Source organism: Mycobacterium sp. ML4 (assembly GCF_054515735.1).
In genome coordinates this window covers 235,740-251,619 of sequence record NZ_JBTNSY010000003.1, presented here as the reverse complement: position 1 = coordinate 251,619, position 15,880 = coordinate 235,740, and the positions used below count along the sequence as shown (strand labels likewise).

The 15,880-nt window shown below is 65.4% G+C and carries 13 protein-coding genes; 8 read left to right on the top strand and 5 right to left on the bottom strand.

The window, feature by feature from the left end; genetic code table 11:
- The first annotated feature begins 3 nt into the window (after nt 1–3).
- From ACX9NE_RS05020 to ACX9NE_RS05005, 4 genes are read left to right on the top strand one after another with little or no spacing between them, the layout of a single operon-like run.
- On the top strand, nt 4–1,587 hold the full coding sequence (locus ACX9NE_RS05020; RefSeq protein WP_459360581.1) for a proton-conducting transporter transmembrane domain-containing protein: 1,584 nt from the start codon (nt 4–6) through the stop codon (nt 1,585–1,587).
- Nucleotides 1,584–4,175, top strand: coding sequence for a DUF2309 domain-containing protein (locus ACX9NE_RS05015; protein WP_459360580.1), 2,592 nt, complete (start codon nt 1,584–1,586; stop codon nt 4,173–4,175). The genes ACX9NE_RS05020 and ACX9NE_RS05015 overlap by 4 nt, the downstream gene beginning before the upstream one ends.
- Nucleotides 4,166–4,501: a P-II family nitrogen regulator gene (locus ACX9NE_RS05010; protein WP_459360579.1), complete on the top strand. Its 336-nt coding sequence runs from the start codon at nt 4,166–4,168 to the stop codon at nt 4,499–4,501. The genes ACX9NE_RS05015 and ACX9NE_RS05010 overlap by 10 nt, the downstream gene beginning before the upstream one ends.
- Nucleotides 4,502–4,516: 15 nt before the next feature.
- Nucleotides 4,517–5,131 carry a carbonic anhydrase gene (locus tag ACX9NE_RS05005; RefSeq protein ID WP_459360578.1) on the top strand — a complete coding sequence of 205 codons (615 nt, stop codon included), beginning with the start codon at nt 4,517–4,519 and terminating at the stop codon, nt 5,129–5,131.
- 114 nt (nt 5,132–5,245) lie between these two features.
- Here ACX9NE_RS05005 and ACX9NE_RS05000 read toward each other — a convergent pair whose 3' ends face one another.
- The gene (locus tag ACX9NE_RS05000) at nt 5,246–5,563 is read right to left on the bottom strand and encodes a helix-turn-helix transcriptional regulator (protein WP_459360577.1); all 318 of its coding nucleotides are present in this window, start codon (nt 5,561–5,563) and stop codon (nt 5,246–5,248) included.
- A 269-nt stretch (nt 5,564–5,832) separates the two neighbouring features.
- Nucleotides 5,833–6,273, bottom strand: coding sequence for a YqhA family protein (locus ACX9NE_RS04995; protein WP_459360576.1), 441 nt, complete (start codon nt 6,271–6,273; stop codon nt 5,833–5,835).
- A 415-nt stretch (nt 6,274–6,688) separates the two neighbouring features.
- On the opposite strand from ACX9NE_RS04995, the gene ACX9NE_RS04990 reads away from it, so the two are divergent.
- The 3 genes from ACX9NE_RS04990 to ACX9NE_RS04980 all read left to right on the top strand — a co-directional run bounded on the left by ACX9NE_RS04990 (nt 6,689) and on the right by ACX9NE_RS04980 (nt 10,431).
- Nucleotides 6,689–7,282, top strand: coding sequence for a class I SAM-dependent methyltransferase (locus ACX9NE_RS04990; RefSeq protein WP_459360575.1), 594 nt, complete (start codon nt 6,689–6,691; stop codon nt 7,280–7,282).
- A 100-nt stretch (nt 7,283–7,382) separates the two neighbouring features.
- Nucleotides 7,383–8,270, top strand: coding sequence for an NAD(P)H-binding protein (locus tag ACX9NE_RS04985; protein WP_459360574.1), 888 nt, complete (start codon nt 7,383–7,385; stop codon nt 8,268–8,270).
- A 535-nt stretch (nt 8,271–8,805) separates the two neighbouring features.
- Nucleotides 8,806–10,431, top strand: a complete 1,626-nt coding sequence (locus ACX9NE_RS04980) for a PE family protein (RefSeq protein WP_459360573.1) — start codon at nt 8,806–8,808, stop codon at nt 10,429–10,431.
- A gap of 276 nt (nt 10,432–10,707) precedes the next feature.
- On the opposite strand, the gene ACX9NE_RS04975 is transcribed toward ACX9NE_RS04980, so the two are convergent.
- Nucleotides 10,708–11,163: an RICIN domain-containing protein gene (locus tag ACX9NE_RS04975; protein ID WP_459360572.1), complete on the bottom strand. Its 456-nt coding sequence runs from the start codon at nt 11,161–11,163 to the stop codon at nt 10,708–10,710.
- 458 nt (nt 11,164–11,621) lie between these two features.
- On the opposite strand from ACX9NE_RS04975, the gene ACX9NE_RS04970 reads away from it, so the two are divergent.
- On the top strand, nt 11,622–12,089 hold the full coding sequence (locus tag ACX9NE_RS04970; RefSeq protein WP_459360571.1) for a hypothetical protein: 468 nt from the start codon (nt 11,622–11,624) through the stop codon (nt 12,087–12,089).
- A gap of 272 nt (nt 12,090–12,361) precedes the next feature.
- Here ACX9NE_RS04970 and ACX9NE_RS04965 read toward each other — a convergent pair whose 3' ends face one another.
- Entirely contained in the window at nt 12,362–13,144 is a 783-nt protein-coding gene (locus ACX9NE_RS04965; protein ID WP_459360570.1) for a SigB/SigF/SigG family RNA polymerase sigma factor, read from the bottom strand.
- A gap of 254 nt (nt 13,145–13,398) precedes the next feature.
- Nucleotides 13,399–15,543, bottom strand: coding sequence for a SpoIIE family protein phosphatase (locus ACX9NE_RS04960; RefSeq protein WP_459360569.1), 2,145 nt, complete (start codon nt 15,541–15,543; stop codon nt 13,399–13,401).
- Nucleotides 15,544–15,880: the final 337 nt, after the last annotated feature.

Sequence of the window (15,880 nt, the reverse complement as noted above, 5' to 3'; positions counted from 1 at the left end):
CCTGTGAGTGCGGCACTAGTCGGCATCTTGGTACTGCCCCTGCTCGCGTCGCTCAGCGCGCTCGCGATCGGATCGCGTCACCCTCGTCTCGTCGGCTACCTGGGTGCCGCGGCCGCCGGGGCGGGTCTATTATTCGCGGCTGTCGTGACCGTGCACGTCGTCGCACACCGTTCGGTGTCGGCCACTGTCCGCGCAGCCGATGGTCAGCTCATCGCAGCGGTGGGAGTCAACCGTCTCAGCGCGCTGCTGCTGGTGTTGGTGTACGGGGTCAGCATGGTGGTGCAGATTTTCGCCCTGCGTTATCTGGCCTGCGACCGGCGTAGCGGGTGGTTCACCGCCGGTACCGGCCTATTGACTTCCGCCTCGGCCGGCCTGATGACCTCGGGGACCCTGATCGGGCTGGCCGTTTGCTGGACATTGGCCGGCGTCGCGCTGTGCCTGCTACTGGCCACCTATTGGGAGTTGCCGGCTGCCCGCGATGGCGTACGTCGCACAGCGATCGCCTTCGCGGTGGGCGATGTCGCCCTGTGGTTGGCGGTCGGCGCGGTGACGATGCGGTGGGGCAACATCAATCTGTTCGACCTGGGTCCCGAGCGCTTCGCACACGGGTCATCAGTGGTGGTGGTGGCGACCGGCTTGATTGTGGTGGCCGCTTTGTCGCGCTCGGCACAGATCCCATTCCACCGGTGGTTGCCGGCAACCCTAGCTGCCCCGACTCCGGTCTCGGCGTTACTCCACGCGGGTGTGGTCAATGCCGGTGGTGTCCTGCTGGTTCGGCTCAGCCCGATAGTGAGCGGATCGGCGGTTGCGATGGCACTCGCGTTCACCGCCGGCACGCTGAGCGTGCTGTACGGCGGCGTCGTGATGCTCACCAAGTCCGACATCAAAGGCTCGTTGGTGTACTCCACGATGGCCCAGATGGGCTTCATGATCCTGACCTGCGGGCTGGGGTTATCTGCGGCGGCCATCTTCCACCTGGTCGGCCACGGGTTTTACAAGGCCACCCTGTTTCTGGCGTCCGGCTCGGCGATCGCCAAGCGCCGCCAGAAGGCCGCTCGGCCACCGGCGCCAACCCTGACCCCGGTCCGGTGGGCGTGGGTACAGGTGGCCGCCATGCTGATTCCTGCAGCCGCCCTGTGGGCCGCCAGCAGTGTGGTCCACCTACCACACGCCGAACACGGCTCCGCCCAGGCGTTGATCGTCTTCACCTGGGCGACGGCCGCCGCAGCGTTGAGCGGCTGGCTGGCGCGCAGCCCGGGTGCGCCCGCGGCATTCGTCGGGGTCGTCGCACTGATGGTCGCCGCCATCGGCTATGTGGCGCTGGTCGGCGCGGTGACCGCATTCCTGACTCCTGACCTGCCCCCGGTAACGGTGCCCTCCGCCTCGTTCCTCGGCATCGTTGCGGTGGCCGTCGTTCTGGGCGCGCTGGCCCTGATGCGGCAAGCTCCGCCCAGCGGCTGGCTAGGTCGCCTGCAGCGCACCATTTACGCCAGAGCTCTCAGCGCCGGCCACGTTCCGGCGGCCCGCCCTCAACCCGTCTTGGATACCAGGCCGGTAATTCACCACGTGACAGGAGCAATGCAGTGACCATCGTGGCCGACCACCTCGACGTCGACACCCGTCGCGCGCAACTGCGCAGCGAGGTCAACCTGGCCTCCCGGGTGCTGCCCACCCACTATCCGCTCGAGACCTTCATCGCGGTCAATCCGCTGTCGGGATTGGAATCGATGCCCTTCGAGCAGGCGGTCCGGCGCGCCGGAGACCTTTACGGCATTCCCGGTTTGCTGAGCGAGACGGCATTCCGCGAGCTCTACCGCGCCGGACGGATCACCGATGCTGACCTTGAGTCGACATTGCGGCTGCGCTACCCGACGCTACTGGACGGGGAACCGGTTCGGGTCGGCAGATTGGTGATGACACCGGCCGAAGTGTTGCGCGCTGATCTGCTTTATGGCACTCCGGCTCCGGACCCGCTGCGGCGCAACCACACTCGCAGCGAGCAGGAAGCACCCGAGGTGGCCGAACAAATCGACGCCCAGGCCGCCAAATGGTGCGCGGCCTACTTCGGAGCACCCGCCGCGGGGTGGCCGATGCCCGACCACGACAGGGGCCTTTATCATGCGTGGCGGTCACTGGCCCCCGAGGACCATACGCTGAGCCGCAAGGTACGTGCCGCGTTGCGCGCGGTGCCGGTTCGGGCCGATGACGCCGCGTTGCAGGCCCTGGACCAGCTGAAGGTGACCGATGAACAACGCATCACCTACCTGCAAGCGCACCTGACCAGACTACCGGGGTGGGCAGCCCATCTTCGCTGGTACGCCGACCGGGCCAGCGGCGCCGACATGCTCGATTACCTCGCCATGCGGCTGAGTTACGAAGCGGCATTGCTCTCGCACGGCGGTGCCAACCAACCGGGGCCGATACCGGCTCGCCCGCCGATCCCTTCCGCACGGGAGCGCGCCGCAGCCCTGGCTGAGCGCTGGGAGCTCACCGACGTCAACGACGACGACCTCGCCGCCGCGGCCCGGGTGCTCTCGGCGTTGCCGCTTACCGCCCGCCCAGTGGTCTGGCAGCAAGCCTATGAGGCGCACTACCGCGACGCGCTGCTGCGCAGTCTGGCCGGCGAGCCGCCGCAGCACAGCGGTCAGCGCCCGGATGCCCAGGTGGTGTGCTGCATCGACACCCGATCTGAGGGTTTGCGTCGCCACATCGAATCGAAAGGCGCGTACGAAACGTTGGGATTCGCCGGCTTTTTCGCTGTCGCGATCCGGTTCAACAGCCTGCTGGGCGGGACGCCCAACGACCTGTGTCCGGTGCTTATTCGTCCGGACCACGACGTCATCGAGCGGCCCGTGCCGTCCGCCGAGGACGCGGCACGACGTCTGCGTCAGGGCAGCACGATCATGGGCGGCGCTGAAGCGGCCTTCCAGGCCGCCAAGCAGGCGTTGATCGCTCCGTTTGCATTAGCGGAAGCTGCGGGCTGGGCCGCCGGGCCCTGGGCCGCGGCCAAGACGCTGAGCCCGCTCGGCGCGGGTACCGTGCGCAGGCGGCTGCGCGACCGCCTGGCGCCGCCCGCCCCAAGTGAGTTGTCCATCAACGACACCATGGACCTGGACCACCGCGCCCTCTACGCGCAGGTGGCACTGACCACCATGGGCCTTACCGAGAATTTCGCCCGCCTCGTCCTGTTGTGCGGGCACGGCAGCGTCACCGAAAACAACCCCTACCAGGCAGCACTGGACTGCGGGGCGTGCGGGGGGCAGGCCGGAGGCCCCAACGCACGCACCGCCGCTGCCATCCTCAACAACGCCGATGTCCGCGCCGATCTGGTCGACAGGGGCATCCTCATTCCCGAGGACACCCTCTTCGTTGCAGCTCAGCACGACACCGCCACCGATCAGATCACCGTGCTCGACCGCCATTTGATTCCGACCAGCCATCACCCCGATGTGGACCAACTCAGCGCCGCCCTGGCTCTCGCCGGAGCGGAGCTCGCCGCTGAACGTTGCCCCGGTCTCCCCGGCGGGCCCGCGCAACCTCGCCCGGCGCGAGCTGCACGCCATGTCGCCAACCGATCCGTCGACTGGGCGCAGGTGTTTCCCGAGTGGGGACTGGCCGCCAATGCGGCCTTCATCGTCGCGCCGCGCGCAATCACACGCGGCATCGACTTGCGGCGGCGGACCTTTCTGCACTCCTACGAAGCCGCCGTCGACGCGGACGGCAGTGCACTGGAAACGATTCTCACCGCGCCGATGGTGGTGGCCCAATGGATCAGTTGCCAGTATTACTTCTCCACCGTGGCACCCGAATTGTTCGGAGCGGGAACGAAGACCATCCACAATGTGGTCGGCGGCGTGGGAGTGCTGGCGGGACACGGCGGCGATTTGCAGCTGGGCCTGCCCCGCCAATCGATCACCGACGGCCAGGCTTTCGGGCATGAACCGCTGCGGTTGCTCACCGTCGTCCAGGCCCCCCTGGAGCGCATTGACATGGTCATCGATCGCAACCCCGTTCTGCAACACCTCTTCGGAAATGACTGGGTCGCGCTGGCCGCCCGCGAGCACCCCCGCCAAGAATGGCAACGTTGGACCCGCGGCGGGTGGCGTAGCTGGGCCATCCCTGCACAAACCGGTCCCGAATTCGTAAACGACCAGGAGGTAAACCCATGTCACTGAACGGCTTGACGAAAATGACCAAGATCGAAGTCGTTGTTTCCGGAGAACACGTCTCGGCGGTGCGCGAGCAATTTCGGGGCGCCGGAGTAACGGGATTCACCAGCGTCTCGGGCGTCTCCGGGCTGGGCCACCACGGCTATCACCAAGGTCGGCTGCTCTTCAATCAGCAAGCGGCGTTGGAGCTCCTCATCACGGTGGTCCCGGAAACCAAAACCGCGGCGCTGATCGCCGGATTGCGCCGCTTACTCGACGACTCTCCCGGAGTCATGTTCGTCACCGAAACCTACGTCAGCCGACCCGAATACTTCGGCTTGAACACCCCCTGAGAAAGGAAACGTATCGTGTCCAACCCCTCACTTGCCTGGCAGCGTCTGCAAGCCGGGAATCAACGCTTCTTCTCCCCGCGGTCGCGGGACGTGGCCGTTGCCAAAGATGGCAGCCCGGTCGCGGTGGTATTCCGCTGCGCCGACGCCCCGATCCGCAGCGACGTGGTCTTCGGCCAAGCCGGGGGCTCGGTGATGGACCTCAGTAACTGGGGGCACGTTGTCGACACCGGTGTACTGGCCACTGTCGAGTACGCCGTCGGCACACTGCAGACGCCCTTGATCGTGATCCTCGGACACGCACACTGCGCCGCGATGCACAGGGCATTGCAAGCCTGGAACAGCGCCGTCTTTCCCGAAGGAGCCTCACGGGCTGTCATCGAGCAAGCGATTTCCTCGCTGGCACGGCACGACGCCACCATCACCGATGCCGACGAGCTATCTGCGGCCCATGTCGTGCACACGGCCGCATCGCTCCTGGACAAATCGTCGTTGATCGCCACGGCCGTCGACCAAAGAAAGACCGCCATCATCTGCCTCACCAGCAAGGACAACACGGGCCGGCTGCGGCCCTGTGCGACGTTCGGCGACGTCGACGAACTCGGTGATGCGCCGTTGCTGGAGTGCGTCTAGACCCCACTCCCGATGCCCCGCTGGCCACAAACCCAGCCCCGTAACCGCGAGTAGCAGAGCCCCGATGTTGCCCGCGAAGTATTCACCAGTGCGCGGCGCAGGCCGCGGCAGGTGTCAAGACAAAGCGGTAATCAATTCACCCACGGTATGGCTGGCCTCCAGCGGGTGGCGCAGCTTTCCGTCCAAATTCAGCGTGTACACGTTACGACGTCCCACCTTGGACTTGGCCAGGTAACCTTCCTCGGTCAGATCGGTCAAAATCGCTTGCACCGAACGCTCGGTAATGCCAATGCGCACTGCCAATTCTCGCGCGGTCAACGATTCCCCGCTGGCGACGCATAACAACACATGCGCATGGTTGGTCAAGAACGTCCACGTACGGTCGCCTTCGTGCCCGGGCTGTACCAGAATCCGCGGGGCGTGGGCACTCACACGAGGCATCATACGTGGCGCATCATTCACGTAAACGAATTCGGTAAAGATCGCGGTGCGAGTTTTCGCGGAACGTTGCTAAGCCGGGTATTGACCGCAGCTGGGCGAAACGCTACCGAACGTCAGTCGTCACCTTGTTCGACGCCGGCGGGCTCGAAGTAGTTCTCGACGCCGAAGTCCCACGTCGCGGTCTTTGATCGGCGCAGCGGCGGCGACGTCCATCGCCGTGTTTGACATGGTCCGTTCGACGTCATACGGCCGAATCGGCATCAGGCGCGCCCCTCGCCAAAGCGGATGAACGCCACCATGGCCAAGGTGACCGCACTGACCGACGCACCGTAATACAGCGTCTCGAGGGCGCTGGCAATGAGCATCCGTTCGAAAAATTTGATGACGACGATGACCACCAGCACTTGCACAATCGGCCGTTTGAGGTCGCCGAGGTTATGTACGGTCAGCCATTCGGGCAGGCGCAGGTCGGCCACAAAGAGCTCAAACAAGCCAAGGGCCACGATCAGTTGCACGGTCGCTACCAGGAACAGGTCCACCACTTCCAATAACGTGATCACCGTGGCGTCAAGGCGCCACCCGCCTGAAATCAACACCCCAACCAGCTGCACCACACGTGCCGAGGCCCACAACATGGTCACCACCGTGGTAGCTGCCAAGCCGGCCACTGCGACGACGATCAACAGGCGTAAGCGCTCCAAGACTGCTCGCAAAATCGTTACACTCCCAAATCTTCCGGACGACTACCAGGACAAGTCCCCATCTGCACGCGGCTAGACCTCCCTCCGCGAGATCTGTGTTGTAACGGGCTATCGACGCTGCTGGTGCCGTAGTCGACTGCAACGCCGACAGACGCGGAAATGCATGCCAATTCATGATACATATTACGTGATATAAACTTCGATATTGCCAATGGTCCGGCCGGTCTGGGTGCCGCACTGCGGGCCGCCCGGGACAATTGTGCGCCGGAGAAATCGCCAAAGACCCACGTGTCGGTGCTCGCCGGCACGAGCGCCGCGACGTGCTGACATGCTCGATAAGGCAGGCAGCTGGTCGGATTGAAGTGCTCAACGGCCAGTCTCATCGCTGCCGGCCCACGCGGGTAGCGTGACAACCGTGAGCTGGCGCTACAAGCTGTTCTGGTTCATGTACCAGGTGGGTGTGGCTCCGTGGGACGGCCACCCCTTGGCGATAAGTCTGCGGGAGCTCGTCGAAGGCGATGACACATCGTCACGCCTGGTAACCGGAACCGCGCTCGACATCGGCTGCGGTACCGGGGATTCGGCCATCTATCTGGCCCGTCATGGCTGGGAGGTTACCGGAGTGGACTTCGTCTCGGCCGCGTTGCGAAAGGCCCGGACAAAGGCGGCCGCAGCGCACGTGTCGGTCCGCTTCGTGCAAGCCGACGTGACTCGGCTCAGGGGTGCGGGTGTGGGCGGCGGCTTCACGTTGATCGTGGACAGCGGCTGCATGCATGGAATGAGCGACAGTGAGCGCGACGCCTACGTCTGCGAACTCACGGCCGTCGCGGCACCGGATGCGCGGCTACTGATAATCGCGATGCCACGGGGCAGTTCGTTCGGTGTCCGCGGTATCGATCAGGACGAGATCGAACAACTCCTAGCTGCCGATTGGAAACTGTTGTCGGCTGCAGACGAGCCAGGGGACAGCCAACCGGCGCGGCACTACCTCTTGCAACACCGCCGATGAGCGCCGCCAGGGCCGCGCTATGGGTACCGGGTCGCCGATTGGCCGCTCGGCGCAGTCGCGTCGTCGTACAGCGGCGGGCGAGTATGCAAGAGAGTGCACGATGCTGTTGATCACCGGCCCCACCGGGAACGTGGGTGCCGAACTGGTCGACCTACTCGAGGCGCAGCCGGGTGAACTGTCGTGGCGGGTGGCCAGCCGCCATTCCGACACTCGGGACCGCCGTCCAGGCAGCGGCTCGCCGAGTCAGGTTCGGCTGGACTTCTTCGACCGTTCGACCTGGGGCGCCGCCCTTGCAGGTGTAAACGCCCTGTTCCTACTTTTTCCGCTGCCCGGCAACCGGGCTGCGCGCGAAGCGATCATTCCTTTCCTGCGAGCAGCTGACGGCGAGGGGTGCCGCCACGTCGTGTATATCTCGGTATTCGGGGCCGATCGGGTTCGGCTCATTCCGCACTTCAAGGTCGAGGCCGCGCTGCGATCGTGTTCGATGACGTGGACGATCCTGCGGTGCAGCTTCTTCATGCAGAACCTGCACCGCTCCATCTCCACCCATGGCGATGACATCGCCGAACGCGGTGAGCTGTTCATTCCCGCCGGACGCGGTTTGACCACGTTCCTCGACGCCCGCGATGCCGCCGCGGTGGCAGCGTTGGCGCTGCTGCATCCCGAGGCCCATCGCAATGTGGTGCATCACCTGACCGGCCCCGCCGCGATGAGCATGAACGAGGTGGCCGCGGCGCTGACCGTACAACTGGGCTACCCGGTGACCTACACCCATCCAGGCCTGCTCTCCTTCGCCCGCCGTCTGCGGGGTCGAAAGGTCGGTTGGGACAGCATTGCGTTCATGTCGGCGGTGTACACCTTGACCAGACTCGGGCATAACCAGCCCCTCACGGACGAGGTGGAGCGTCTGCTCGGTCGGCCGCCTCGCACCCTCGCCGAATTCCTGCATGACAACGCGTGGCGGTGGCGCGAGCGCGCGTGGACGTAGGAGAGATTGCAGGCCGTGCCGGCCCGCTCACCCAGTCCACACCCCGCAGGCGCGGGGTGTCGGCATAGCGGGGTCTGACCCGGAAACAGCCGGCAGCAACCTGGCTGTCGCAAGGCGCATCAAAGCTCTCGATGCCCAGATCGCGGCGTCTCCAACCGGCAGCCGCAGGCCGCGATCGGCACCGCGATGCCACGCTTTGGCCCTTCCTGCCAATGTCAATTCAATGAGGCGTGTTCATGTGATGTATAAAGAAAACGCGCGTTTTCATTTTCTTTCCAGATTTACGCGCCAAGGCAGTATCAAGTCGTGCACCGGCTATCTGGATCTCCGAGGGGCGCGTACGCAGATCAAACTGTGGAATTGACCGCTTCCACTTACGTAACCGTTGCCTTCTCCGCCGTATCTACCTACGCCTACGTAAGCGTTGTACTGAATCAAGGGTGAATTCAGTGTTGCTATCGTCAGGAAATCCTTCACGACCAGTCCGCGTATGACACACTTCGTGCCGGATGACTAAATCGGAAGGCAGGGTTTGATGTCGTTTATGATCGCGGCTCCGCAGATAATGGTCACCGCTGCGCAGGATGTGGCGAGCATCGGGACGTCGTTGAGTGCGGCAAACTCCGCAGTTGCGGCGTCGACCACCGGCGTGCTGGTGGCCGGTGCCGATGAGGTGTCGGAGGCGATTGCGTCGCTGTTCAGCGGCTACGGCCGGCAGTATCAAGCGTTGAGCGCGCAGGTTGCCGAGTTTCACCACGGCTTCGTGCAGACGTTGATAGCGTCCGGTGGGGCATACGCGGGTGCGGAGGCGGCTAGTGCATCGCCGTTGCAGGCATTGGAGCAGAATCTTCTGGGCGTGATCAACGCGCCCACCCAGACCCTGTTAGGGCGCCCATTGATCGGTAACGGCGCCAACGGGACCGCGACAAATCCCAATGGCGGTGCCGGCGGCATCGTGTATGGCAATGGCGGAAACGGCTTCTCGCCATCAGCGGCCGGGGTGGCCGGCGGTGCCGGCGGAGCTGCGGGCTTGATTGGCAATGGCGGCAATGGTGGTGCCGGCGGGGGTGGTGCTGCCGGCGGCGCGGGCGGCACCGGCGGTTGGCTGATCGGTAACGGGGGCGCCGGCGGCGCTGGGGGTGCGACGGCCGGTGCTCTTGGCGGCGCGGGCGGGGCCGGTGGGAACGCCCTATTGGTGGGTCAGGGTGGCCACGGCGGGGCCGGTGGTTTCTCCGCGTCCGGAACAGGCGGGGCCGGCGGCGCCGGTGGGGCCGGCGGTCGCCTGTTCGGGCTGGGAGCCGACGGTGGGCCCGGTGGTTTCGGCGCTAACACCGGTGGCGCCGGCGGCGCTGGCGGTGCCGGAGCGGGCCTGATTGCGGGCCTGGGCGGCGACGGCGGCGCCGGAGGCCTGGGCACCAACACCGGTGGCGCCGGCGGCGCCGGTGGTGCTGCGCAGGGTTTGCTGTTCGGGCTGGGCGGTGATGGTGGCGCCGGTGGTACCTCGGGTGGCGGCCTTGCCAGCATCGGAGGTGCAGGCGGTGCAGGCGGCGTGAGTGGCGCCACGATCGGCTACGCCCAAGGGGGTGCCGGCGGTGTGGGTGGCTTCGGCTTAACCGGCGGGACCGGCGGGCAGGGCGGCACGGGAGCTGCGCTGCTCGGCGCGGGCGTCGGTGGATTCGGTGGCCTGGGTGGCATCGCCTTCACGGGTGGCGGCGCGGGTGGGCTGGGCGGTCAGGGCGCTGCGCTGATCGGCCTCGGTGCCGGCGGTGTCGGTGGCCTCGGCGGGTTCGGCAGCGGCGGTGGCGGCGTGGGCGGCCAGGGTGGTCAGGGCGCTGCGCTGGCAGGCGTGGGCGCCGGCGGCACCGGGGGCAGCGGGGGCGCCAGTCTCGCCGGCCCCGGCGGCAACGGCGGAGCCGGCGGCGACGGCGGCGGGCTGTTGAGCGTCGGCGTCGGCGGCGACGGCGGCGATGCCGGAAACGGCGTCGGGCCCGCCAAGGGCGGCAACGGAGGTAACGCCGGGATAATTGCCAACGGCTCCTTTGCCCCCTCGCTGTTCGGCTTCGGCGGCAATGGCGGCAACGGCGTGAATGGCGGGAAGGGCGGTATTGGTGGGAGCGGCGGTCTGTTCGGCGGAGGTGGCGGGGCTAACGGATCGCCGTGACGCGACGTCGCCTCAACGTCGGAAAAGGCCCAGTTCTCTTGCACTCGTCGTGGCGCTTGACGTTGACGTTGGCGTCTTCGTGAGATGAGCTGTGCGGCACCGCTTGTCGTCGAGTTGAGCACGCGTCGTGTGCAGGGCGCGTTCGCCGACTGCGGGACCCCCGGCCTGCACTCGACGTCGCCGGACCGGCACGACCAATCCAGGATTCACAACCAACTCAGGGCCAACCCAACAACGGGCAAGATGTATTGGGCACGCCGTCGCTGACGAGAGCGCTCACGCGATGACATCCCACTCTTGGCCGGGTCCGTCGAGCGCGCAATTGAGGCGATTCACCAGCGTCCCCGGGCTAGGCTCCCCGAAGCCGGCGCTAAGGCATGGACCAATGGCGTTCGCGATCTGGCCGTTCGGTCGCAGACTCCATCGCTGGCTAATCCAACCGGTGCAGGGGACAAGGGTGATCAGCCACTGGTTGACGACCCCAAGCGCCAGGCAGTTGCCCGGAAAAGCCACGCTCTCGACGGCCCCGTCCGAGTTCAAGTTCCAGCGCTGGGAGTCAGACTCCGTGCAGGGGTTGATAACCGTCGGAGCGTTGAACTCTCCGCTCGGGCCGTCGAGACACAAGTCCGCGAGTCGATTCTTCAACTGGACCGGGCCGTCGGCAGTCGCCACCGCAGCACCCAGCATCGTGCCGGCGACCACCGCGGCGACCAGGGCGAGCGGCAGTTGCACGCCGACCGCCGATCTCGACATCTTCACAAGGCGTCGACCGAAGAGTGTTGACATGTGATCGTCAGCCCGGCACCGCGTCCTGTCGAAAGCCGCTGCCGGTTCACAATGCTGCCCGAAAATCGGGCACGTACGCAAATATCACGATCACCAGTGCCTTCGGCGGTGCGGAGACCGGAAAAGACATGGCGCACCTCCGTTTCCATCGCCCGGCAAACGACCGGCAGTCACTTCGTCGTCGTAGCCAACTCACGGTATCGCAAACCCGGTGACCCTGCAGGTGCGTCTTCGCGAGACCGAGCGACAACTCCTCGTCCGGGCGCGGCGGTGTTGAACGTGCCGGACACAACAGCCGCCATATAGCGTGGTGTCCAGACCCTTTGGGTCGATGACGGCGGCAAGCGACGTCTTCGGGCGGGCGTCGTCAAATGGCCTTGAACCAGGACGACGAAGGGCGACCCATGAGCGACAGACACGATGATGCCGAGAACCCGCGCCGCCGGCCGGACGGGGTGAGCGATGCCACCGTCGAAGCGGTCGGGAGTGTCTCTGAAGCACTGGAATGGGTCGAACGTGCCCGCGGACAGTTGTACGCGTTTCACCAATTGATGGGACGAGCGGACCTCATCCTCGGTGAGGCGTGCGAGAAATTGCGGGCTGCCGGGCACCAGGACATTGCCCAACGGCTGGAAGACGACATGGTGGGACGTAACGTCCTACCGGGACGATGGACCTTTCAGATCGTCGAGGAATTCGACGACACGTATTGGTCGGTATTGCGTGACCACGAGCGGAAGGTCCGCGATGTTCTGCAGAGCGGGCTGCGGCACCTGTTCGAAAGCGAGATGAAGGAATCCCGTCGCACCCACGGTCGGCCGCACCATGAGGCGCGCCCCGGGGCCGGGCAGGCGAACCAAACGGCTCCTTAGGAAGTCAGGTAGTAGAAATGGGCTGACAACCCTCGCCGCCACGCCTTTTCGATCATGCGCAGGCCTGTTACGTGGAGAAATCTCATGACGTTGTCAAGGCGTCGCGAAGTTGCTGGGGTTCAAGTGTCAACATGTTTTCCGACGCCGTGACCGGGGCCGGAGACAAACCGGGACCGTGTCTGCAGGGCCACTGTCCGCGCGAAGCGATCTCGCCACGCAAACCCCGGGCATCCCTTGCTTGAGCTCGTCCCGTCGCCGCCTGAGACCGCCTTTCAGATCGCGGCGGCAAGGTCTGACTGGTGTGCGCCGCTGCGAATTTTCTGCAGTGCTTGGGCGAGCAGACGCGAGACGTGCATTTGTGAGCATCCGATGCGGTCAGCAATCTCGGTTTGTGTCATTTCGTCGAAGAATCGTAGCCTGATCACTGTTCGCTCCCGCTCGGGTAATGCAGCAATCAAGGGGCGCACGGTCTGTACGTTGAGGACTTTCTCCAGACGCGGATCAGGTGCACCGACGGTGTCCAGTATCGACTGGTGCTTGTCACCGTCTCCGCAAGGGACGTCGATCGATAACACCGAATAATTGCTTCCGGCTATCATTGCGTCAACAACGATTTCTCGGTCAATGCCTAGATGCTCGGCGATCTCTGTAGCGTTGGGAGATCGGTGAAGATGCAGCGCAAGTTCCTGGGTAGCCGCAGAAATTTGCGGGTAGAGATCTTTGATTCGTCGCGGCACCTTGACCGCCCATCCGTGATCGCGGAAATAGCGGCGAATTTCACCTACTATGGTGGGGACGGCGAATGACAAGAATTCCGAATTTTCGTTGAGTTCGAAGCGGTTAACGGCATTAATTAATCCCATCCTGGCTACCTGGACGAGATCGTCGAGGCACTCGCCTCGTCCTCGGTAGCGACGCGCAAGGTGATCGGCGAGCGGGAGGCAGCGCTGAACGATTTTGTCACGCTGCTGCTGGCGGGCGCGCGAGTGCGGGTCGAGGGCGTTGAGGACCTGAAACATTTCACGTACATCGGCATACTCGTTAGTCGATCTCACTGCACCCTCCGGTCGCTGTTTACGTGCGAGCGGGCTCTGGTCTGAACTCGACGCGCCCGTTTACCCCGCTTGCGCTCGAGGCAAACGCGAAGTGGGCTACGCAACTTGCGCGTCAATTCATGGATGCGCGCGCGGGGGCGGTAAGTGCCGCATTCGAGTCACGTCGTGCGGCGTGATGTGGTCGTCGTGACTTGTCCTGCGCATTGCTAATTGCGATGCGGCTCAACCGCATTCCGATCGCGGCAGGGGAGTTCTCACCTGAAAGTGACGGCCAGTACGCAAACGTCGTCGTCGCGGGGCGGCGGGGCCAGGGCGGTGGTGAGCTGTTGACACGCTTCCGGCAGACATGTGCCGGTCTTCCAGCCGGTGATGAGTTGTCGGGCTTCGGCGATGGCGTTTTCGAGGTCATGGCCGCGGTGGTCGATGAGGCCGTCGGTGTACATCACCAGGATGTCGCCAGGGTCGACGAGCACCTCATCCTGGGCGTAGGCGGCCTCGCGCAAACGCGCCAGCACCGGCCCACGGCCGCCGTCAAGACGGTGCACCTCGCCGCTGCCACAGCGGCGTAGCAGCGCCGGCGGGTGCCCAGCCGAACCGTAAGACAGTGCGCCAGTGCTGGGGTCGAAAATCGCCACCATCATGGTGGCGAACTTCCCGTGGGTGGCGTGGGCGGTGAAAATGTTGAGCTCGGCGAGCAGCTGGGCAGGTGCGAGCCCCTGTACCGCTAGCGCACGCCCGGCAGCACGCAGCTGCGCCATGTCTTCGACCGCGGACAGGCCGTGGCCCACCACATCACCCACCGCCAGGTACGTGCGACTTTTCGGCAGCGACATCGCATCCCACCAGTCCCCGCCCAGCTGATGGGCCCGGTCGGCGGGGTAGTAACACACCGCACAATCCAGGCCTGAAATCTGCACGGGACGCACCGGCAACACCGCCGCTTGCAACACCGCTGCACGTTCGTGTTCGTCGGCGTAAGCGCGGGCCCGGATCAGTGCCTGGGTGACCATGGAGGCTACCGCGGAGGCATACGCGCACTGGTAGTCGTCCAGCGGCTGGGGCTTCGTCCACATCAAGCCCAGGACCCCGATGCGGCGCTCACCCGCCATCAGCGGCCACAGACCCAGCGAGGCGGCCCCTGACTCGTTCATCCACCCAGCCGTCGCCGGGTAACGCTGCTCAAATTCGGCTGGCGTGTGGATCAAGACCGGAACGCCGGTACGCACCGCTTCACCGGCCGCGCTGGGTTCGGTCAGCACCAGCCCGACGCCGAAACGAGTTGTGACCGCTTCCGGGTAACCGGCCATATGCACCCATTGCAGGGTGGCGCCGTCCTCGCTGACGAGGCCGAGCGTCATCGCGTGAGCGCCGGCATCGTCACGGACTAGAGCGTAAGTTGCCTGACCGACCTCCTCGGGGCTCAGCGCCGCCGCCAGCGACTCGCCCAGCCGCGCCAAAGATCCCTGGCGGATCCGTTCACGCTGTTCCACCTGCCGCTGCGTGACCGCCGCGCTGCGCCCGGCCGCCACTTGGCCGATCATCAGCGCGACCAGCATGAGTACGGCGATATAAAGTTGTGCCGCCCCGAGCCGGACCGGGACTGGCACCGACATCGCAGCAAACACGCCGCGGCCTGAGGCGGTCATGTAGTTAGCCGCCATCGCTAATGCCGCGCTGGTCAGCGCCGCGCCGATCACTTCCAGCCGAAAGGCCGCCCATGCCAGCACCGGCAACAACAACAGCCCCGGCGGGGACTTGATCCAAAACGCCGCCACCGACAGCACGGCGGCCAGGACCACCACCGCCGCTGCTTCCACCCGCCGAGAATCCAGGAGCTGGCGCTGACGCGGCCATACCAGGGCGGGTGCGCCGACCACCAGCACGCCCAGCCCGTCGCCGGCCCACCAGCGCGCCACCCCGGCCGGCCACCCGATCCCGGCATACTCCACACCGACCGTCGCCCCGAGCAGTCCGCCCACCAGCGGTGCGAGGACACATGCCCCAGCCACAAAGCGGGTCAGATGCGCGCGTTGCAGCAGGTCCGGCACACCCCTACACCATGTCAGCACCAGTGACGCCCCCACCAACGGCTCGACCACGTTGGCCGCAGCCAGGCCGAGCGCGACCAGCGGGTCCACTCCGTGGCGCGCATCGACCGTTAGTTGCGCTACCACGATTGCGGCAACAATCACCGGCCAGCGCGCCCGATGCGTCAACACCATCGCGGTCACACTCACGCCCGCGGGCGCGAAGAACGCGAACCCCACCGCGGGAGCGAACGCTTGCCACGACAACTCCGCGCTGGTCGAAAACGCCGCGGCGGCCACACCCGATGAATGCCACGACAGCTCCGCACCGACTCCGTAGAGCGCTGCGACGACGCCAAACAAAACCGCCAACGGCCACCAACCATCGCGCAGAATCCGGGGGCGTGCGGACCCAGTCGCAGCCGATGGCAAGTTGTCGGCCGCAGGACTTGTGGGGGAACCGCGCAAGCGGCTCGTGCCCCGTTTCACTGGGTCTCAGCTCCTTCGGCAACACCGGCGAAAGGATTGCTGTGCTTTATGGACAGTCGTTTCCCGAAACATCTTGATCCTACTAGTGCATCGCGCAATGAGAACATCCTGGCGGTGCGCACATTCGCAGTGTGCCGGGGAGCGATGGACTTCCGGACGCAGTTCATGCGCGTCGAGATCAACGAGCCATACGCGATTCCGAAAGTTTGCCATCGCCAGA

What these genes read in the sequence shown, in the direction of transcription:
- ACX9NE_RS05010 (WP_459360579.1), top strand. Translation starts at nt 4,166, where the DNA reads ATGTCACTGAACGGCTTGACGAAAATGACCAAGATCGAAGTCGTTGTT.
- ACX9NE_RS04985 (WP_459360574.1), top strand. Translation starts at nt 7,383, where the DNA reads ATGCTGTTGATCACCGGCCCCACCGGGAACGTGGGTGCCGAACTGGTC.
- ACX9NE_RS04980 (WP_459360573.1), top strand. Translation starts at nt 8,806, where the DNA reads ATGTCGTTTATGATCGCGGCTCCGCAGATAATGGTCACCGCTGCGCAG.
- ACX9NE_RS04970 (WP_459360571.1), top strand. Translation starts at nt 11,622, where the DNA reads ATGAGCGACAGACACGATGATGCCGAGAACCCGCGCCGCCGGCCGGAC.